At 68.9% G+C, this 19,869-nt stretch carries 15 protein-coding genes; 10 read left to right on the top strand and 5 right to left on the bottom strand.

The features are described from left to right. The first annotated feature begins 64 nt into the window (after positions 1-64). The 4 genes from MLP_RS24900 to mmuM are packed head-to-tail and all read left to right on the top strand — an operon-like array spanning position 65 to position 10,383. The gene (locus MLP_RS24900) at positions 65-3,361 is read left to right on the top strand and encodes a hypothetical protein (RefSeq protein WP_013865995.1); all 3,297 of its coding nucleotides are present in this window, start codon (positions 65-67) and stop codon (positions 3,359-3,361) included. Next, the gene (locus MLP_RS24895) at positions 3,358-8,232 is read left to right on the top strand and encodes a hypothetical protein (RefSeq protein ID WP_013865994.1); all 4,875 of its coding nucleotides are present in this window, start codon (positions 3,358-3,360) and stop codon (positions 8,230-8,232) included. Before MLP_RS24900 ends, MLP_RS24895 begins: the two co-directional genes overlap by 4 nt. 51 nt (positions 8,233-8,283) lie before the next feature. After that, entirely contained in the window at positions 8,284-9,438 is a 1,155-nt protein-coding gene (locus tag MLP_RS24890) for an AI-2E family transporter (protein ID WP_013865993.1), read from the top strand. A gap of 12 nt (positions 9,439-9,450) precedes the next feature. Further along, positions 9,451-10,383, top strand: a complete 933-nt coding sequence (mmuM, locus tag MLP_RS24885) for a homocysteine S-methyltransferase (RefSeq protein ID WP_013865992.1) — start codon at positions 9,451-9,453, stop codon at positions 10,381-10,383. Positions 10,384-10,392: 9 nt separating this feature from the next. On the opposite strand, the gene tenA is transcribed toward mmuM, so the two are convergent. Continuing rightward, on the bottom strand, positions 10,393-11,100 hold the full coding sequence (gene tenA, locus MLP_RS24880; RefSeq protein WP_013865991.1) for a thiaminase II: 708 nt from the start codon (positions 11,098-11,100) through the stop codon (positions 10,393-10,395). 142 nt (positions 11,101-11,242) lie between these two features. Between tenA and MLP_RS28400 the strand changes: the two genes are divergently transcribed. The 3 genes from MLP_RS28400 to MLP_RS24870 all read left to right on the top strand — a co-directional run bounded on the left by MLP_RS28400 (position 11,243) and on the right by MLP_RS24870 (position 13,377). Beyond that, positions 11,243-11,410 carry a hypothetical protein gene (locus MLP_RS28400; RefSeq protein ID WP_013865990.1) on the top strand — a complete coding sequence of 56 codons (168 nt, stop codon included), beginning with the start codon at positions 11,243-11,245 and terminating at the stop codon, positions 11,408-11,410. 35 nt (positions 11,411-11,445) lie between these two features. Next, positions 11,446-12,249: an SGNH/GDSL hydrolase family protein gene (locus tag MLP_RS24875; protein ID WP_013865989.1), complete on the top strand. Its 804-nt coding sequence runs from the start codon at positions 11,446-11,448 to the stop codon at positions 12,247-12,249. A 108-nt stretch (positions 12,250-12,357) separates the two neighbouring features. Beyond that, entirely contained in the window at positions 12,358-13,377 is a 1,020-nt protein-coding gene (locus MLP_RS24870; protein ID WP_013865988.1) for an LLM class flavin-dependent oxidoreductase, read from the top strand. 6 nt (positions 13,378-13,383) lie between these two features. Here MLP_RS24870 and efeB read toward each other — a convergent pair whose 3' ends face one another. From efeB to MLP_RS24850, 4 genes are all read right to left on the bottom strand, one after another. Continuing rightward, positions 13,384-14,739 (bottom strand): iron uptake transporter deferrochelatase/peroxidase subunit, encoded by a 1,356-nt coding sequence (efeB, locus tag MLP_RS24865; RefSeq protein WP_013865987.1) that lies wholly within the window; start codon positions 14,737-14,739, stop codon positions 13,384-13,386. A 15-nt stretch (positions 14,740-14,754) separates the two neighbouring features. Then, positions 14,755-15,957 carry an iron uptake system protein EfeO gene (gene efeO / locus MLP_RS24860; RefSeq protein WP_013865986.1) on the bottom strand — a complete coding sequence of 401 codons (1,203 nt, stop codon included), beginning with the start codon at positions 15,955-15,957 and terminating at the stop codon, positions 14,755-14,757. Continuing rightward, a complete protein-coding gene (gene efeU, locus MLP_RS24855; RefSeq protein ID WP_013865985.1) occupies positions 15,957-16,823 on the bottom strand; it encodes an iron uptake transporter permease EfeU in 867 nt (288 codons plus the stop codon). Before efeU ends, efeO begins: the two co-directional genes overlap by 1 nt. A 190-nt stretch (positions 16,824-17,013) precedes the next feature. Next, complete coding sequence (locus tag MLP_RS24850) at positions 17,014-17,709, bottom strand: EcsC family protein (protein WP_041790591.1); 696 nt, start codon at positions 17,707-17,709, stop codon at positions 17,014-17,016. Positions 17,710-17,868: 159 nt separating this feature from the next. Here MLP_RS24850 and aat point away from each other — a divergent pair, with 159 nt between their 5' ends. The 3 genes from aat (at position 17,869) to MLP_RS24835 (ending at position 19,858) form a co-directional block, all read left to right on the top strand. Further along, complete coding sequence (aat, locus tag MLP_RS24845) at positions 17,869-18,531, top strand: leucyl/phenylalanyl-tRNA--protein transferase (protein WP_041790589.1); 663 nt, start codon at positions 17,869-17,871, stop codon at positions 18,529-18,531. 177 nt (positions 18,532-18,708) lie between these two features. Then, positions 18,709-19,443, top strand: a complete 735-nt coding sequence (locus MLP_RS24840) for an RNA polymerase sigma factor (RefSeq protein WP_013865982.1) — start codon at positions 18,709-18,711, stop codon at positions 19,441-19,443. 229 nt (positions 19,444-19,672) lie between these two features. Then, positions 19,673-19,858 carry a hypothetical protein gene (locus MLP_RS24835; RefSeq protein WP_013865981.1) on the top strand — a complete coding sequence of 62 codons (186 nt, stop codon included), beginning with the start codon at positions 19,673-19,675 and terminating at the stop codon, positions 19,856-19,858. Positions 19,859-19,869: the final 11 nt, after the last annotated feature.

Here is a 19,869-nt window from a genome sequence, read left to right as displayed (position 1 = left end):
TACTCGCCCCCTAGCGCGCGGCTCTTGCGCGGAGTAGACCTTTGTAACCGGGGGGCGATGTCAGATGGGTGAGCCGGATCCACGTGACAGAGAGTCTCAGGTCGATGTTCGGTTGCTGCGGGTACGCGACCTGATCGACCTCCGCCTGGAGGCGCCGGGCTGTCACCTCGAGCCGACCGAGAATGGCGCCGAACTGGTGGCCGGTCCGGATGCCCTGCTGATCGTGCACTTTCCGCCGCAGCATCTCGGTGAGCAGGTCTGGCAGGCCGGCGCCATCCCGCCGCCACCTGTGCCGAGCGGACCCTCGGGTCACGTCGCGGCCGGGCCGACCCGGTTGGCGTACGAGATCCCCGACGGCACCCGGATCGACTACGACCTCGGCTCGATCCTGACCGCGCTGCCCACCCTCCGGCTCCGGGTCGCGGCCAATGCCACGCCCGCGGGTGAATCCAGTGGCAGCGGCGGCCCACGTCCACCGGCCGCCGACGAGACCGCGATCGAGGCGCCGTACCACCTGATCGTCTCGCCCAGCAGCCAGAACGCCTTCCGCCACTCCCCGACACCGGTCGGGCCGGCTCCGGACCGGACCGAGTTGTGGCGCAGCCACCTGACCGTACGCCGGGACGACGGCACCCTGGACGACACCGACGAGAAGCAGCGCATCGTCCGTGGCCTCTGGAACGCCGACAAGGACAGCCCGCCACCGGGCTTCACCCAGCCGCTGATCTCCTCCGATCGGACCGCGATCGTGGCGCAGACCCACGGCGGTCTCGCCGCCAACGCCGACAAGCCGCTGCTGGTCAGCAACCTGGCGCTGTCCAGCCTCGGCGCCTGGCTGGACTGGAAGCAGTCCTGGGAGCTGCCGGCCAGCATCGTCGACTACCGGCATCAGGCCTTCATGGGTCGCGACGGCTACGTCCGAGTCGTCTACCCGGGCTTCCTGTTCCCGTTCGGGCACCGCGCCTACCTGGTCAAGATCAGCGAGCGGGAGATCAAACACCGCGACCGGCCGATCGCCTATCTGTGGCAGCGCTGGTTCATCATCGTGCGGCAACCGACCCGCGGGTACGGCGCCGATCGCGACAATCCGTTCGCCCAGGTGACCCTCAGTCCGCTGGTCACCCCCGACCTCGACGTGCCGGCCGAGGACGGCGACCAGAGCCCCTTCATCCCGCGTCGTGCCGGCACGCCCTTCACCTTCACCCTGACGACGGTGGACCGGGCCGGGGAGGTCCGGACCTGGGCGGCGCCGCTGGTCTTCGTCCAGGCCGGAATGAGCTTGCGGCTGCGGCGTCCGATGCTGATCAACGGGGACCAGGCGCCCGGGCTGTACGAGGCTGTGCAGCAGATCCCGGGCCGCGGTCAGACCCTGTCGGTCGCCCCGCCGGTCGAGGCCGGCGACACCGCCGTGGAGACCACTCACTTGATCTTCACCGGCGACCTGGATGCGGCGAACATCACCTCGCGGCCGCGTCTGAAGCAGGTGCGCGCGGTGCTGCCCTCGATGCGACACCTCGCACCGCAGGCGCCGGCGGTCGATCTGGTGCTGGCCAAGCCCTATCTCGACCACGGGCTGCCGAGCCGGACGATCGATACCAAGCCCGGTCCGGGCCATCCGAACGCCGGCGAGCTGATCTTGTCCCTCGCCAGTTCTCCGCCGGCCGTGGACTTCACCTCCGGCTCCGACCGCTCGGGCGGCTTCGTGGCACCGAATCTGGTGGTCAACGCCGTCTCGCGCGGCCTCGGCGCGGTGGGGGACAAGGGCACCGGAGGCTCACCGCTGCAGACCGGCACCTTCGATCCGACCGCCTTCCTCGGCGCCGCGATGCCCAAGCTGTTCGGCTTGTTCAGTCTGCTGGAACTGCTCGAGGCCGCGGGGCTCGACGAGGCACCGGCCTTCGTCTCCGACGCGCTGGACGCCGTCACCAAGCTGCTGACCGAAGCCCAGCGGTTGAAGGCGGCGCTCGAGGAGGCGCAGCAACGGCTGGCCGCCGAGGTCGCCGACGGAGCCCACGACGGAGCGAAGGCCATCGCGCAGCAAGCCAAGGATGCCCTCGACGCGCAGACCACGGCCCTGACATCGCACGCCGACGCGCTGATCGCCGCGGTTCACAACCTGCCCGACCAGCCCGAGGCCGTCAGCGCGGCCGCCGTCGCCTTGGCCGGCGATCTGGACCCACTGCTGACCGCCATCGGACTTCCCGGGGTGCCGGCGGCGGTCCGCTCCGCGCTCAGCAAGCCGGTCCAAACGCTCAAGACGCTGACCGAACTCGCCTCGGATGCCGCCGGGTTGGCGCGGCTGCTGCAGGGTCTCGCCGGCGGCCAGGTCACCGCCCAGCTGTCCTGGCGACCCAAGATCAAACCGTGGGGGCTGTCCGGCGTACCGAACATCTTCTTCCCGCACAGCGATCACCCGCTGCACCTCGACGTCGAGGTCCGGGCCTCGGCGAGCGCGCCGCCGGCCGTCGACATCCTGGCCGAGATCGTCGACTTCGACCTCAATCTGATCGGCACCGGTTCCGGCGGGCTGATGAAGCTGATGTTCCGCCGGATCGGGTTCCGCGCCGGCTCGGCCGGCAAGGCGGAGGTCGACGTCGTCTTCGGCGGCATCGGCTTCCTCGGTCCGCTCTCCTTCGTCGACCGGCTGCGGGAGCTGATCCCGTTCGACGGCTTCGCCGACCCGCCGTACGTCGACGTGGCGCCCGGGGGCGTGACCGCGGGCTTCGACTTGACCCTACCGAATGTGTCGGTGGGCGTGTTCAGCCTGGAGAACATCTCGCTCGGTGCCGATGCCCGAGTGCCGTTCCTGGGCGATGCGCTCACGGTCGGATTCCACTTCTGCAGCAAGGATTCGCCGTTCCGGCTCACCGTCATGTGCATCGGCGGTGGTGGTTGGCTGGCGCTGCGGGCCTCACCCAAGGGTCTGGTGCTGCTGGAACTCGGCCTGGAGGCCTGTGCGTGCCTGTCGGTGGACCTGGGCGTTGCCTCCGGCTCGGTGTCCATCGCGGTCGGGGTCTATCTGCGGCTGGAGTCGGACAAGGGGCTGCTGACCGCCTACTTCCGGATCCGCGGTGAGGTCGACGTGCTCGGGTTGATCAGCGCCTCGATCACGCTGGAGCTCTCGCTCACCTACCACTTCGAGACCGGCAAGCTGATCGGCCGGGCGTCCTTGGTGGTCGAGGTCGAGGTGCTGTTCTTCTCCGCCTCGGTGGAGATCTCGGTGGAGCGGAAGCTGGCCGGCTCCAAGGGTGACCCGACCCTGAAGGAGATCATGCCGCCGTCGGAGACCGATGGCCTGAACGCCGACTGGGCGCTCTATTGCGACGCCTTCGCTCCCGTCCCCGCGGAGGTGACCCCGTGACCACAACGATTTTGGCGACCGCGCTGCCGTACTCGCTCGCCGACCACGCCCCGTTCCAGCTGACGGTGTTCCTCACGCACAAGCTGGCCGGGGACGGTGTGCAGCTGTCGGACTACCCGGCCGCGGCCGATTGGCTCACCACCCTGGCCGGGTGCTCGCTGAGTCTGACCACCTCGCTGAACCCGGCCGCCGAGTTGCCGTTGCGGATCGTCTCGCCGCTCGCGACTCCCGAAGCGTGGGCGGCGGTGCTGCCCGATCACACGCTGGTCGCGCCCTTCCCAAGCCCGAAGCTGTCAGAGAAGACCTGGCGGACCAACCCGGCCAGCCGGATGAGTGACCACGCCGTCGATCTGCAGCTGGCCGCGATCACGGCCGCGCCGGCCGCCCGGCCCCGGCTGGCCGGGAACCCGCTCGCCGAGGATCTGCTTACCAGGTTGGCCGAGCTCGACCCGAACGGGCCAGGACGGGTGCTGCTGGCGGGCGCCGACCAACGCGCCCGCCGGTTTGCGACGGTGGTCGCGCAACGCGTACGGCAGGGGCTGGCCACGCTGGGTCCGCTCACCGAGCCGCCCGACTGGGAGAGCGACCGGCGCCATGACCGGGAACTGCCGCCGCTGACGCCCTACGACAGCGAGATCTCCGACGTGGTGTCACCGATCCAGCAGCTGCTCGACGATCGCGATGCCGACGCCCGCCTCACCCGGCAACTGGATCGGCTGGTGGGCGGTGGCCCCCTCCGCGACCCCACACTTCAGTTGATCGCCGATGCACACGCCATGCGCCGCTACTACGAACGGCCCGAGCATCCACAGCCCGATCCGCCGCCGGACTTCGATCCCGATGCGAGCCCGCCACCGCGGCCGGACCGACCCGAGCACGACGTGCACGCCAAGCTCGCCTCCTTCGGCGCCACACCCGCGCTGTTGCGTCGGCTCGGGCTTGCCCTCGATGTCGTCATCGACGGGATGGATGCGGCCGAGGCCCGCGCGGCACTCGCCGGGGCGACCTGGGTGAGCGTGACCATCACCTCCACCCACCCGGATCTGGAGGTGCTGCCGCCGCGCCGCACCGCCGTCGAGGTCCGCGACACCGTGTTCGCCGCCCGCTCCAGCGACGCCTGGGTGGGAGGTGCGTTGCCGCTCGGCGACCAGGAGTGGGTGGTGCTGGACGCGGATCCGGACGCCTCCGGTCTGAAGCTGGATCAGTATCATCGCAACCTGCTCCGCCAGTACGCCAGTGAGGCCAACGGTGATCCCGCGACCTCCGCGCCGGGCACCGTACGCTCGACCGGCTTCGCACTTGCCCGGGCCGGTCGGGCGGGTGAACTGCGGGCCCGGGTCCAGCAGGCCGAGACTCTGGCAGCGGACGATGGCACCCGCGAACTGCTGCTCGATGACCTGGTCCGCGGCATCCGGGTCGAGGTGTGGGACGACAAGACCCGGCAATGGCACAGCCTGCACCGGCGGCGGGTCACCGTCACCGGTCAGCCGGCTGGCGTGCCGATCCTGGACGACGACCCCGATGTCGGATTCCTGCAGCTCTCGGCGCTCAACCGCGTACCCGATGCACCGACCGAGGACTACTACGTCCACGAGGTGGTGGCCGGTTGGGACGGTTGGAGCCTCTCGGCACCGCGGCCTGGACTGACCATCGTGCACGTCTCCCCACCGGGTCCCGACGGCAAGACCGAGCAGGTGGTGCAGACCCCGCCCGACCAGCCCATCGACGGTGCACAGACCCAGACGAGGGTGGAGCCGGGCTCACTGCCGCGGCTGCGGTACGGGACCTCGTACAGCTTCCGGGTGCTGGCGGTCGACCTGGCCGGCAACTCGGTGCCACCGGCTCCGCGCAGGCCGCTGCCGGTGGATCCACGGCTGGACGCTGAGGCCCGCGACCGCGCCCGGCAGCATCTAGACCGACTGCGGGAGCAGTACCGCCAACGGGACAGCTCGGGCGTCGCCGCGCGCCAACGTGACCTGGCGATCGAGCGGCTACGGAGGGCCGAGCAGCCCGAGGGACCCGGGCAGCGGCTGCCCGCAGAGCTGCTCACCGGCTCGCCCGAGCTGGACGAGACTCTGCGGACGCTGGTGGACCGGGCCGCTGCCGGCCGCCCGGTACGTTCCGGCGCGCAACGTCAGCTCGACCGGCTGCGGGAGGCCACCGACGTGCTGGTCGCGGCGCGGGACGTGCCGCGGGTACGCCCTCAGTTGAAGATCGATGCCGACCAGTTCGCCGAGCTGGCCCGTCAGGACGATCTCGCGCTGTCCGACGAGGTCCGGGCTCTGGCCCGGCCGACCGTGACCACTCCGCGGCCCTATCTGCGGTGGGAGCCGGTGCCGCCGCCCGCCCTGGTGCCGCGTCAGCAGCTCGGTACTGGTGAACAGCCGGCAGTGCTGGTGGTCCGGACCGGTATCGGCGAGGGACCAGACACCGACACCAGGTCGACATCGGAGCGCCATCTCGCCCCACCCAAGTCGACCCAGCTGGAGGCCGAGGCGGCCGGCCGGTTCGACACCGCGATCGGCACCGGCGATGCCGCCGAGATCAGCCGTCTCTATGCCGTCGCGCTGGCCGAGCGCGGCACGCTGCTCGATCAACAGGCGCCCAGCCTGGCCGATGCCCGCGCGAGCGTCGAGCAGCCGGGGATAGCGCTGGTCGACCGCCCGGGCGCGGACACCGGTTCGCCGCACCGGGCCACGCTGGAGCAGATCGCCGAGGACCGGGGGAGACCGATCGGCGAGGGCCAATACGTCATCCACGACACCGATGCCCTCCGGTTGCCCTATCTGCCCGACCCGTACGCCCAAGGTGTCTCACTCGTCTTCTATGAAGCAGGAGACCCGCACCAACTGCCGGAGCCGCGTGCGCTGCAGGCGGTCAGCGTGCCCTACCCCGGCGACTGGCCGACTCGACAGCCGCTGCGGCTGGTCGTCCAGCCGGGAACCGAGCTCGACGCGCAGGTCAACGGACACGAGGTGGTCGTCACTCTGCCGCCCGGCGAGCAGGTCCGGGTGGCGCTGGCGAGCAGCGTCGACGCCCAAGAGTTGGACCGATTCGGTCTGTGGCGCTCGCAGCTGGCCAGTGTCGTCGACCCAGCCGACGGCTACACCCCCGACGAGCTGTCCGCGATGGTCGCGCTGACCCGCGCCGCGTCCTCGGGCTGGTGCTGGTGGCTGACGCCGGCCACCGACCTGCGGCTGGTGCATGCGGTACCAGTGCCGGTGATCCCGCCACAGCTCCGTGGGCTCGCCGTGGCGCAACGACCGCCCGGCCGTGGGGTGGCGCTGCTCAGCGGACTGGTGGACGTGCACGGACCGAGCACCGATCTGCTCACGGTCACCGCGACCTGGACCGAACAGGTGGACGATCCCACCACGGCCGGTCCGGAGCAGGTCAGCAAATCGGATGTCGTGGTGCGCTCCGCAGTCGGGGAGCGGCAGCGTACCGGCGTGCTCTTTCTCTACGACGCCCAGCCGTTCGGCCCGTACGCGGGCGAGCTCGGTGGACTCGGCTTCCACCGGGCGCTGCAGACCTTCGCCGACACCCACTATCGGCGAGTCAGTTACCTGCCGGCCGGGAGCACTCGATACGCGGAGTACTTCGCTCCCGAGCAGATTCCCACCGACCCGCCGGCCGGTGAGCAGGTGGTGCTCGACATCTTGTCCTCGGCCCGCCCGGCGGCTCCGGTGGTGCTCGATGCGGTGCCGCTGCTGCAGTGGGAATCCGGTCCGGAGCCGGGGGACCCGTTCGCCTGGCGGCAAGTGCGACGCTCCGGCGTACGGGTCTGGCTGGCTCGGCCCTGGTTCTCCTCCGGCGACGGCGAGCTGCTCGGCGTCTGCGTCTTCGACACCAACGAATGGGTCCGCAATCCCGCCACCGGCCGAATGGAATCGAAGCCCAAGGCTCAGCAGGCGCCGGACGGGGCGACCAGTCTGTGGGCCGCCGATCCGATCGTGCGCCGCGGCGCCGCGACCAACGATCCCACCGTGCCACCGCTGCTCGGGCTCGACCAGCTGCTGCAGGATCTGGCCGATGGAGGCACCGACAGCCTGCTCGGCATCAGCCCGCCGCTGGGGGGCCGGCCGCTCGGCAGCCGGGACCGCGGCTGGCGCCGAGTGCCCGGCTGCCCGGTCACCGTTGCGGAGTCGGTGCCGCTGCGCGACGCACGTGGTCGGCCGGCGGTGCGAGTCTTGGGCTATCAGCCGGAGTACGACACCGACTCCGGTCGCTGGTTCGTCGACGTCGCCGTCCAGGAGACCCCGGCGCTGTGGCCGTTCCTGCGGCTCGCGGTGGCGCGCTACCAGCCACACTCGATCGACGGCTGCTCGCTGTCGCCGGTCGCGCTGACCAGCTGGGTGCAGCCGCTGCCGACCCGGACGTTGACGGTGGGCCGACCTGACACCGAGCAGATCCAGGTGACGCTGACCGGGGTGGTCAACTGGCTCCGCTTGCCCGAGGTGCCGCCGGAGGTGCCGGGTGACCAGCTGGGTGCCGACAGTCCGACCGGCGGCGCTGCCATCCGGGCGATGCGACTGCAGCAGACCCGGACCGTCCGGGCCAGTGTGCAGACGCGGCCCGCCGGCTGCGGTGATCTGGACTGGCAGACCGTCACCACCGCCCTGCTGCTCGCGGTCAGCGTCGACGAGTCGGGTGGCTACCGGGCGACCTGGACCGGATCGGTACGACTGCCCGATGGGCCTGGACTGCGTAGGCCGGGCACGGCCATCGCCGAGGAGGAGGACGATCCGCGACAGACGGCCTGGCGGGTGCTGGTCGAGGAGCATGAACTGCTGGACGGTGACCCGGTCGCCGTTGGTGCCGGGCCGTCGCTGGTGCCGCGGCTGGTCTATGCCGATACGGTGATGCTCTGAGCAGGCGGGCTGGATTCGCGCTGCCACCCGGACATCTGGAAAGGTCGGTCGATGGCCACGTCTTCGAACCCCCGCTACAAACCCGAGCAGCGTTCCACGACCTCGGTCCCGACCGTGGTGCTGACGCTGGCCGGCATCGTGATCGTGTGCGCGGCGATGAAGATGACCGCCGCCATCATCGCCCCGGTGTTGCTGGCCTTCTTCCTGATGATGATCTTCCGACCGCTGATGGCCGAGTTGGAGCGGCGGCGAGTCCCCAGGGGTGTCACCATCGTGCTCAGCATGCTGCTGGTCTATGGCGTGATCGTCTTTCTCGGCGTCTGCGTTTATCTGGCGCTCGCCCGATTCGCGATGATCGTGGCCGAGAACGGTGACAAGTTCACCGAAGTGGCTCGGTTGGCTGCGCAGGTCGCCGCTCAGTTCGGGGTCGATCCGACCAACGTGCAGCAGATCTTCACCATCATCTCGCCGGCCCGGCTGGTGAACCTGGCGAGCACCCTGTTGTCGGTGTCTGCGTCGGTGCTGACCATGTTGGCCTTCCTGGCGGCCTTGGTGTTCTTCATGGCCCTGGACGCCGCGGACTTCTCCGCCCGGCTGCGCCTGGTCGTCCGGATGCGCCCGGCGACCGGTCGGGCCTTGGCGAATCTAGGCATCTCGACGCGCAGCTATTTCGCGGTCGCAGCGACCTTCGGTGCCATCGTGGCCGTCCTCGACTGGATCCTGCTGCTCGCCCTCGACATCCCGTACGCCTGGCTGTGGGCGTTGCTGGCCTTCGTGACCAACTTCATTCCCAACATCGGCTTCGTGCTGGGTCTGGTGCCTCCGGCGCTGGTCGCCTGGCTGCTCATCGGCTGGGAGACGGCGGTGATCATCGTGATCGGCTACTCGGTGCTGAACGTGGTGGTGCAGACCCTGATTCAGCCGAAGGTCGTCGGTGACCGCGTCCAGCTCAACACCACACTCACCTTCCTCGCCCTGATCGTGTGGACCTTCCTGCTCGGCGGCCTCGGTGCCATCCTGGCGATTCCGATGACATTGCTGATCCGGGCGCTGTTCGTCGACTCCCAGCCGCAGCACCGGTGGGTACGCCTGCTGTTCTCCTCCGGCCCGCCACCCGGGACCGCGCTGAAGAAGAAGAAGCCGACCTCGGCGACCCGTGCCGAGCCACCCGCCGCCGACGAGCAGCCGTCGGCAGCGACCTCCTGAGGCGGTGACTTCGTGACCGGACGGAGAAGGTCACTGGCTGCCGCGATCGCGGCGGGCCCGGTGCTGATGGATGGCGGACTGGGCACTGAGCTGGAGTCGAGCGGCTGCGATGTGACCGGGATTCTGTGGTCGGGTCAGCTGCTGCTGGACGCGCCCGAGGTCGTCGAGGCAGCCCACCGGCGGTTCTTCGCGGCGGGGGCCCAGGTGGCGATCAGCGGCTCCTACCAGCTCTCCTTCGAAGGACTGGCCGCCGTCGGCGTCGACCGGGCGGCTGCCGAGACCATGCTTCGGCGGAGTGTGGCCGTGGCGTCGGCGGCCCGGGAGGCGGCCGTCGACCCGGACCAGACCTGGGTGGCTGCCTCGGTCGGCCCCTACGGGGCGACGCTCGCCGACGGTTCTGAGTTCCGCGGTACGTATGGCAAGACTGTCACCGAGCTTCAGCAGTGGCACCGGCCGCGACTGACGGTGCTGGCGGAGGCCGGGGCCGACGTCTTGGCGATCGAGACCATCCCCTGCCTGGCGGAGGTCGAGGCGCTGCTGCGCGATATCGACGGCAGTGGGGTGCCGAGCTGGCTGTCGCTGACCTGCGCCTCCGCGACGACCACCCGAGCCGGCGAGCCGGTTGCGGAAGCGTTCGCGATGGCGGCCGACGTCGCGGAGGTCATAGCGGTCGGCGTCAACTGCCTGCCGCCCGGGGATGCCCGGGATCTGGTGGCGACCGCCGCCCGGTCCTCGGGGAAGCCGGTGGTGGTCTATCCGAATAGCGGCGAGGAGTGGGACGCCGTCCACAAGTCCTGGTACGGCGACGGGTCGCTGCTCGCCGGTGAGATCGCCGGCTGGCTCGCGGACGGTGCCCGGCTGGTCGGCGGCTGCTGCCGGGTCCGCCCGGCCGAGATCGAGAAGCTGGCAGCCGAGCTCAGCGCCGCGGAGTCCGGCGCGGCCTAGCTCGCCAGCTCAGATCGGCCAGCTCAACTGCTGGTAGGCAGCGTCCCAGAACATCCACTCATAGCGGGTCGTGACCGCGAAGTGCTCGTGGCAGCGGACCCGCTCCGAGGGGCCGATGTCGCTGCCGAGTCCGTCGGTGACGGCCAGGACGGACTCGACCACGGCGTCGAACTCGGGTGAGCCGTAGCTGGCGATCCACTGCGCATACAGCGGGTCCGGGGAGGAACGTGTCAGCAGCTCCCGGCCGACATCGCGATAGACCCAATAGCAGGGCAAGACCGCGGCGAGAGCCTCCGCATACGTACCGGTCGCGCAGACGCCCAGCAGATATGAGGCGTACGCGGTGGTCGTCGGTCCCGAGCCGGCGGCGTCGACGGCCGCCGCGGTGAGCCCGAGCCCGTGCAGCAGACTGACGTGCAGTTCCTTCTCCACCGCGATCGCGTCCGAGGCGTGGCCCGCGAACAGCGCCACGGCCTCCGGGTCGGTCGCCCGGGCCGACACCAGCGACAGCGCGCGGGCGTAGGCGCGGAGATAGTGACTGTCCTGGATCACGAAATAGCGAAAGGCGTCCTTGCTGAGCGTCCCGTCGGTCAGCCCGGTGAGGAACGGATGGCGCAGGATCTCGGCGTACGTGGCTGCTCCGGACTCCCATAGCTGCTGGCTGAACGAGAGGACTGCGGTCGAGTGGCTGGCGATGGTCTCGGCTTTCGTGGACACGAACCCGTGTCTACCAAAGTCAGCCCACACGGAGCGATCCAGCCCGGCCTGTAGACCCGACCAACCGGTAGCTGAGCGTCCGCACAGTGAGTTCAAAGGAAAGTGTGATCTATTTCATGGACTTGCGATGCATTCTTGACACATGGACATCACACAGTTCGTCGTCACCGGCATCGCCGTCGTCGGCATGCTGGTCGTCGCGCTGCTGGCGATCTTCCCGACGCTGTCCGAGCTTCCGTCCAGCCATCGCCACGATCAGCGCAACACCGACCAGCGTCCGATCCGGTCTGTCAAGGTACGTCACCCCTGAACTCGGAGCTTTCGACGCCGAGCAACAATCGAGTAGTGCCTATCTTTCACCGCTACGTCGCGATCGGAGACTCGAGTACGGAGGGTCTGGTCGACCCGGACGGGCAGGGCGGCTACCGAGGCTGGGCCGACCGGCTCGCGCAGCTGGTCGCTGACGCCCAGGATGAGCCGTTGGAGTACGCCAACCTGGCCGTTCGCAGCCTCCGGCTCAACGAGATCCGCAACCGCCAGTTCGATGACGCGATTGCGCTGCAGCCGGACCTGATGACCATCTTCGGCGGCGGCAACGACCTCATCGCGGTCGGCTGGGATCTCGACACGATGCGCGCCGACCTGGCCGCCATGTATGGCGAGGCGCGCGCCCACGACTGCACCGTGCTGACCTTCACCCTGCCGGATCCGACCTCGATCAACCCGTTCGGCAAGCATCTGAAGGACCGGATGTTCCGGTTCAACGACATCGTGCGGGCGGAGGCCGAGCGCTACGGGGTCTTGGTGATGGACTTCCAGAACTACCCGATCGCCGAGGATCCGCGGTTGTGGTTCGAGGACCGGCTGCACGGCAACGAGCTCGGCCATCAACGTACGGCGGCTGCCCTCGCCTGGCGGCTGGGGATCGACGGTGCCGACGAGTCCTGGGCCGAGCCGCTGGACGACGAGCCGGCCCGGCGGCAGTTCCATCAACAGCTCGCCTCCGACGTGGACTGGATCCGCCGCTATCTCGGACCCTGGCTGGGCAAGGGGATTCGAGGGGTGCCGCACGGTGACGGTGTCGACCCCAAGCGCCCCGTGCCCACCGTCGTGCCCCGTTCCATGACGCGAAGTCGCTCGGGTTCGTAGGAGTCGCTCCATCTGCAGACGACGCGACAATCAGCAACCCGAGCGGCTTCGACGGGGAAGGGAGCGCCCGCTGGGAATGACCTCTCGGCGGACGGAGTTGGACGAGCCATGAAGAAGATCGGCTTCCTGTCGTTCGGGCACTGGACGGACTCGCCGCACTCGATGGTTCGTTCCGGCGCTGACGCGCTGTTGCAGTCCATCGAGCTGGCGGTGGCGGCAGAGGAGGTGGGGGCTGACGGTGCCTACTACCGGGTGCACCACTTCGCCCAGCAGCTGGCCTCACCATTCCCGCTGCTCGCGGCTGCCGGCGCCAGGACGAGCCGGATCGAGCTCGGCACGGCGGTCATCGACATGCGGTACGAGAATCCGCTCTACATGGCCGAGGACGCCGGTGCGGCCGACCTGATCTCCGGCGGCCGACTGCAGCTCGGCATCAGCCGGGGATCGCCCGAGCAGGTGATCGACGGCTTCCGCTACTTCGGACACATCCCGCCGGAAGGTAGCTCGGATGCGGACATGGCGCGCGAGCATGCCCGGGTCTTCCTCGAGGTCCTGGGCGGTCAGGGCTTCGCGAAGCCGAATCCGCGGCCGATGTTCCCGAATCCGCCGGGTCTGTTGCGGGTCGAGCCGTACGCACCTGGTCTGCGGGAGCGGATCTGGTGGGGTGCGGGAACCCGCGCCACGGCCGAGTGGACCGCGTCGCAGGGAATGAACCTGATGAGTTCGACCCTGCTCACCGAGGACACCGGCGTACCGTTCCATCAGCTGCAGGCCGAGCAGATCCAGCTGTTCCGGGACGCGTGGAAGACCGCCGGTCACGAACGCGAACCGCGGGTCTCGGTCAGCCGCAGCATCTTCCCGATCGTCAGCGACCTGGACCGGCAACTGTTCTGGCGGGAGCAGAAGTCCACCGACACCGTCGGTTGGCTGGACGGCGGCAACGCGCGATTCGGTAAGACGTACGCGGCCGAGCCGGACAAGCTGATCGCCGACCTGGCTGCTGACGAGGCCATCGCCGCCGCCGACACGCTGCTGTTGACCGTGCCGAACCAGCTGGGGGTCGACTACAACGCGCACGTGTTGGAGAGCGTGGTCAAGCTGATCGCCCCCGAGCTCGGCTGGCGTTGAGCAGGGTCAGGTGAACAGTGCCTGACCCACGTACTCGCCCTGCTTGACCCCTGGGGGCACGGCGAACAATGCCGACCCGGTGTGCTGGAGGTACTCGCTCATCGCGTCGCCGATCCCGATCTTGGTCTGGATCGGGATGAAATGGGTCCGCGGATCGACCACGTACGCGATGAAGAACAGGCCGGCGTCCAATCGGCCGAGACCGTTCGAGCCGTCGACGAAGTTGTAGCCGCGGCGCAGCATCTGGGCACCGTCGTTGTTGTCCGGGTGCACCATCGCCACGTGGGAGTCCTCGGGAATCAGCGGCAGCTCCCCACGCCCCAGCATCGCGAAGTCCGGCTCGGTGAACTCCTCACCGCCGGACAGGGGGGCGCCCTCGGCCTTGGTCCGCCCGATCACGGCCTCCTGCTCGCGCAACGACTGCCGGTCCCAGGTCTCGATGGTCATGTTGATCCGGCGGGCCACCAGATAGGAGCCGCCGGCCAGCCAGCCGGCCGCCGGGTCGGCGCCGGCCGGCACCCAGACATGCTGGTCGAGCAGCGCCGACTCCTCGGCCTTCAGATTGGCCGTGCCGTCCTTGAAGCCGAAGAGATTCCGGGGCGTGGTCTGCGACACCGACGTCGACGAGGTGCGACCGAAGCCGAGCTGTGACCAGCGGACCGCCGCCCGCCCGAATGCGATCCGGGCCAGGTTCCGCACCGCGTGCACCGCGACCTGTGGATCGTCGGCGCACGCCTGGATGCACAGATCACCGTCCGACCTGGTCGGATCGAGGTTGTCGGCGGGGAAGTGCGGCAGCCGGCGCAGTGCCGCCGGCTGCCGGTCGGCGATCCCGAACCGATCCTTCCCCCGGGCGCGAAACAAGGAGGGCCCGAAGCCGAAGGTGATGGTCAGCCCCGACGGAGGCAGTCCGATCGCCTCCCCGGTGTCATCGGGTGGTGCGTCGTAGGCTCCGGACGTCGCTCCGATCTCGCCGGCATCCTGGCCGGCGGTCAGCCGTGCTGCGGCGGCCGTCCAGTCCCGCAACAGCCCGATGAGCTCTTCCCGTGAAGATGTCGTGACGTCGAACGCCGCGAAGTGCAGTCGGTCCTGGGCGGGAGTGATGATGCCACCCTGGTGGTCGCCGTAGAAGGGGTACGCCCGATCGATCGGACTCGGTTCCGCCGAGCCGGCCGGCTGGCGATTCCGCACCGCCATGCCGGCTGCCCCGAGCCCGATCCCCACGACACCGGCACCGGCTGCCCCGAGGAGTCCGCGCCGCGAGACGCCGCGCGGACGGTCCCCGGATGCGACCTCCCGGCCGAGGGTCTCGCCGTCTTCCGCGGCTCCCTCGGCTGGAGGATTCGGCACCGATGTCGACATCTGAACCCCAGGCTGCTAGATCACGGCCGCAGTGAGCTTGGACAGGGGCTCGGACAAGGCGTTGACCGCGTTGGAGAGCTCCTTGACCTGATCCGGCGTGAGCTCGTTGTAGTAGACGAACCCGTCACCCTTCTTGTGCTGATCCAGCAGCTCCTGCAAGGCGACGAACTTGGTCTCGATCTGGTTCTCCAACTCGGTCTCGCCCCGCGCTTCCAGCAGCGGCTTCAGCCCATCGAACGCGACCCGGGCACCGTCGACGTTGGCCTGGAAGTCCCACAGGTCGGTCCGCGACCAGTACTCCTCCTCGCCCGTGACCTTGCCGGTCGCCACCTCGTCCAGCAGCCCCTTCGAGCCGTTGGCGATCTGGTCGGCGGTGAACGTCATGTCCCGGGTGCGCTCGTACAGGGTCTTGGTGTTGGCCAGCAGATTGTCCGCGTACTCCTTCCGCTCCGCAGGCGTCATCGCGGTGTAGTTCTTGGCCCGCTCCGACCACAGGTCCTTCTCGATCCTGTGCCAGCCCGTCCACTTCTGGCCCTTCTCCAGGTCGGCCTCGCGGGCGTCCATCTCCGGGTCGAGGTCACCGAACGACTCCGCGACGGTCTCGACTCGCTCCCAGTGCACCCGGGTCGGGGCATACAGCTCGCGGGCTCGGTCGTCGTCCCCGGCGATGAAGGCCTTGGTGAACTCTTCGGTCTTGACCAGCAACTGCTCGGTCTGATCGCGTACGTAGGCCGCGTAGAGCGCGTTGGCCTGCGCGACCAGCTCCTTCTCGTCCTCGTTCGGCGCCAGCGTCTCGCCGGAGTCGGAGACGGCGAACTCGGCGCGGATGCCGTCGCCGATCATGCCCGGCTTGCAGGCGGTGAAGTAGGACCCCGGGGGAGCCTGCAACACCAGGTCGCGGGTCAGCCCCGGTCCGATGTTCTCCACCTCGCCGACGATCCGCAGGCCGTCGGAGGCCAGCAGATAGAACTCGTTGACCTTGCTGCCGTTGTTGGTCACGCTGAATCGCAGATTGCCCGAGGGTGCGGTGTTGGTCGAGACCTCGCAGGTGGTGTCGGTCGCCGTGACGGTGAGCGCACGCGGATCGGCCGAGGCGTCGTTTCCACCCGCTGCGGGGGCGTTGTCGGTGCAGGCGGCCAGCAGAGGCAAGGCGAGCGCGAGCGACGCCGTGGCGGCGAGCGTACGGCGGCCTGGGCGGCGGCAGAAGGACAGGGTCATCAGTGGCTTTCTGGAGCGGGGACGGTCGTGGCGGCCGTCTTGGCGGGTGCACTGCGGCGCCGGATGCGCCGCAGGAAGATGATCATGGTCGGCACGACGTAGAGCACCCAGACGGTCGCCTCGAGCCAGGTGGTGGCCGGGGAGAAGTTGAAGATGCCCTTGAGCAGGGTGCCGTACCAGCTGGTCGGCGGGATGGTCTCGCTGACGTCGAAGGCCAGGTTGTGCAGTCCGGGGAGGATGCCGGCCTCTTGCAGGTCGTGCACCCCGTACGCGAGCACGCCGCCGGCGACGACGATCAAGAAGGCGCCGGTCCAGGTGAAGAACTTCGTCAGGTTGATCCGCACGGCGCCCTTGTAGAACAGGTATCCCAGGATGACGGCGGTGATCAGGCCGAGCAGGGCGCCGAGCAGCGGCACCCAGCTGGCTCCGGTCCCGCGAGTGCTGGCCTGCGTGGCGGCCCAGATGAACATGGCCGTCTCGAGACCTTCACGACCGACGGCGAGCAGCGCCACCACCATCAGCGACCACGGCTTGGCGTCGGCGGCCTTGTCGATGGCGGCCTTCAGCTCGCCGGAGATGCTCTTGGCGGCGGTCGCCATCCAGAAGATCATCCAGGTGACGAACCCGACGGCGATGATGGACAAGGCGCCGCCGATCGCCTCCTGGGCCTCGAAGGTCAGTCCCTTCGGGCCGAAGGTGAGCAGGGCGCCGAACAGCAGTGAGATGCCGACCGCCACGCCGACACCGAGCCAGATCCGAGGCAGCAGATGACGACGGTCGGTCTTGACCAGATAGGCGACCAGGATGCTGACCACGAGGGCCGCTTCCAAGCCCTCGCGCAGGCCGATCAGATAGTTGGCCAGCATGCGTATCCCTCGTGCTCAGTGGATGTCGACAACCCCCGCGGCGTCGGCCGATTCTGCAACTCATCCTAGGTGAGCCTGACCTAACGTAAGTCGGTCTTGGGTCGAACAGCAAGCCTCTGTGATCCAGCAGACAGCAGAAGGGACCTTCGTCCCGGAGCGATCGGCAGCGGCAGCGGTGAATATAGGGGCGCTATCCGACGATCGAGCGACGGATGACCAGCTCGGACTTGGCGTACTTGCCGATCTGGTGGGTGGCGATCCCGTCCATCACCGCGCCGACGCCGCCGCCGAGGATCGGCACCCGTCGGGTGACCGTGAGAGCGAGGTTCTTGCCGCCGACGCGCTGGATGAGGTCGCTCAGCACCTCTTCGGCGACGCGCTGGTCGAGCTGTGGGTCGAACATCGGCGCGGTCGCAATGGCCAGCGGCGAGGTCGGCAGCTTGCCGGTGACGATCCGTTTCGCGACCTGCTCACCGCCCAGCAGGCACATGATCAGGGCCGTACGGACGCGGTTGTCATCGAGGTCGTAGCCGCGCAGATGGGCGATCGCGGCGACCATCCGGGTCTGCACCACCGCAACGCCGGCGAGGTTGGCGGGCAGAGACACCGGGAGGGCCGCCAGCCCGCCGAGATTGGTGACGAAGCCCTGAGCACTCGCGAGCCCGACGTGGAACTCGATGACCGCCTCGGTCGCCAACTCGGCCGATCCGCCATGACGTTGCAGGTGTCGGCTCGCGGCCGCCTTCGCACCCGGCAGTTTGGCGGTTCCGTCGATCGCCAACTCCAGCACGTGCCGCAACGCGCCACCGGCGACCTGTGGGGTGACCCGGCCGGCCACCGGCAGGCCTCGTGCGAACAATCTGCCGACATCTTGGGCAGACGGCATCGGACCTCCCGGGCTTCGGCGCGTCGTGGGGCGACGCTCCCGACCAGCGTACGTTGCGCGCCGGCCGCGGCACCCCGGTCTTCCCCTGGACCGCCCCTGAACCACCGGTCGCGAACCACCGGTCGCGAACCACCGGGCGTGGAGCGAGAGACTGGACTGGTGGAGTCCTCCCCGTTCGGATCGTCGCGGAGCTGGCGAGACGACGACCTGATCGCGGCGTCGCGGGAGCTGGACGCGGAGATGGTGATCGACGCCTACCGCGCCGGGGTGTTCCCGATGCCGCTGCGGCCGGGGCTGATGGGCTGGTGGTCGCCGTTGGATCGCGGGATCCTGCCGCTGGACGGGCTGCGGGTCACCCGGTCGCTGCGCAAGATGATCCCCCGGTACGAGATCCGGATCGACACCGCGTTCGACGAGGTGCTGGACCGCTGCGCCGATCCGGAGCGTCCGGGCGGCTGGATCGACGACGACATCCGGCTGATCTATCGGGAGCTGCATCGTGCCGGGGTGGTGCACTCGCTGGAGGCCTGGACCCACGACGGGCAGCTGGCAGGCGGTCTCTACGGCGTCAGCATCGGCGGGCTGTTCGCCGGCGAGTCGATGTTCCACGACCCCGAGATCGGCCGTGATGCGTCGAAGGTGGCGCTGGTGGCACTGGTCGAGCTGCTGCGTGAGGCTGGGGGAGCAGGCCGGCTGCTGGACGTGCAGTGGCAGACCCCACACCTGGCATCGCTCGGGGTGATCGAGATCGACCGCGAGGACTATCTGCGCCGGCTGCGTCGCGCGCTGCGGCTGTCCGCGCCACTGTGGACAACTCGCTGAGCTGCCGCGGACAACGCTGGGTCCCCCGGACAACGCTGAGTCCCCCGGGACAACGCTGAGTTGCACGGACAACACCTGTCTCAAACGGACAACACCTCTGGTGTGTCGGCAGACACCCCTGCCAACACCGTCCGGGCATCGTGAACGGACCAACGATCACGAGGGGCAGGAGCACGGATGTCATGGGGTGGAAGGGCCGGCGGCCAGCACCGGATCATCGCCGATCTCAACCGGGAGTGGGAAGCGCTGCGCGCCCGAGACGAGGTCGAGCACTGGGCCGCCCGGCATCAGATCCTGCGGGATTGCCAGGATCTCCATGCCGTCCTGGCCCGGATCCCGGCCGGACCGGACGAGGTGCTGAGGGTCCTGCTCACCGAGGTGCACGCGGGCTCGATGGCTGCCGCACGCACCGTCTTGCAGGCGATGCTCGGCAAGATCGTGCTGATGGCGAACGCAGATCATGCGCACGACATCGACTGCTATCTGCTGGCGATGTGGGAGTGCATCCGTCGCTATCCCGTCGACAGGCGGCCACACCACGTCGCGGCCAACTTGGCGCTCGATGCCCGCAAGTTCGCCAAGCGGGAACTCGCCGGCTCACCGAGCGTCGTGCTCTGGCCACCAGGTCCGAGTTTCGCCGATGCCGTCGATCGTCAGTTCGCGCGAGACCATGCCGATCACAATCGCGACATCGCCGTGCTCACGGCCGGCGATGTGCTCAGAGCCGCGGTGGAACTGGAACTGATCGATGCGGATGCCGGTGCGCTGCTCAACAGCGTCTACGCCGAAGGCATCCGCACCGCCGAGGCGGCCAGTCAGCGTCAGATCTCGCCCGACGCCGTCCGCCAGCGGTGCAGTCAGGCCTTGCGGCGCCTTGCCGTCCACTCGGCTGAGATCGCCAACTGCGCATGAGCCAGCATGGTCCAGCGGTGTGTGAACTGCCGCGTCAGACACTGCGGGTCAGGAGCGGTTTCGGCAGCCGCAAATATTCAGCTTTTCAAGCACGACACGGTAACGGGCATCGTGATGTTTATCACATTTTGTCGCATTCAGGTCAGAAATGGCCATCATGACTGGCCGAATCACACCGACGGTGCGTACATTCTCTCGCCAATTGCCGTCCCATTCAGGAGGATCCCCGATGAAGTTCTCCCAGATCGCGTACCTGCTGATTGGCCTGGTGATCACGCTCAAGGAGCCGACGGCTCGCGACGAGCGCGGTCTCAGCCAGTCCGCGGAGAACGCGATCTTGATCGCTGGCGCGGTGGCCGTGGCCGTAGCCATCGTGGCGGCGATCAGGTCATTCGTGCTCAGCCGACTTCCCTGAGGAATGTGAAC

The organism is Microlunatus phosphovorus NM-1 (assembly GCF_000270245.1).
Classification (GTDB): Bacteria; Actinomycetota; Actinomycetes; order Propionibacteriales; family Propionibacteriaceae; genus Microlunatus; species Microlunatus phosphovorus.
The sequence above is the reverse complement of the archived record's forward strand: the minus strand, read 5'-3'. Positions and strand labels throughout refer to the sequence as shown.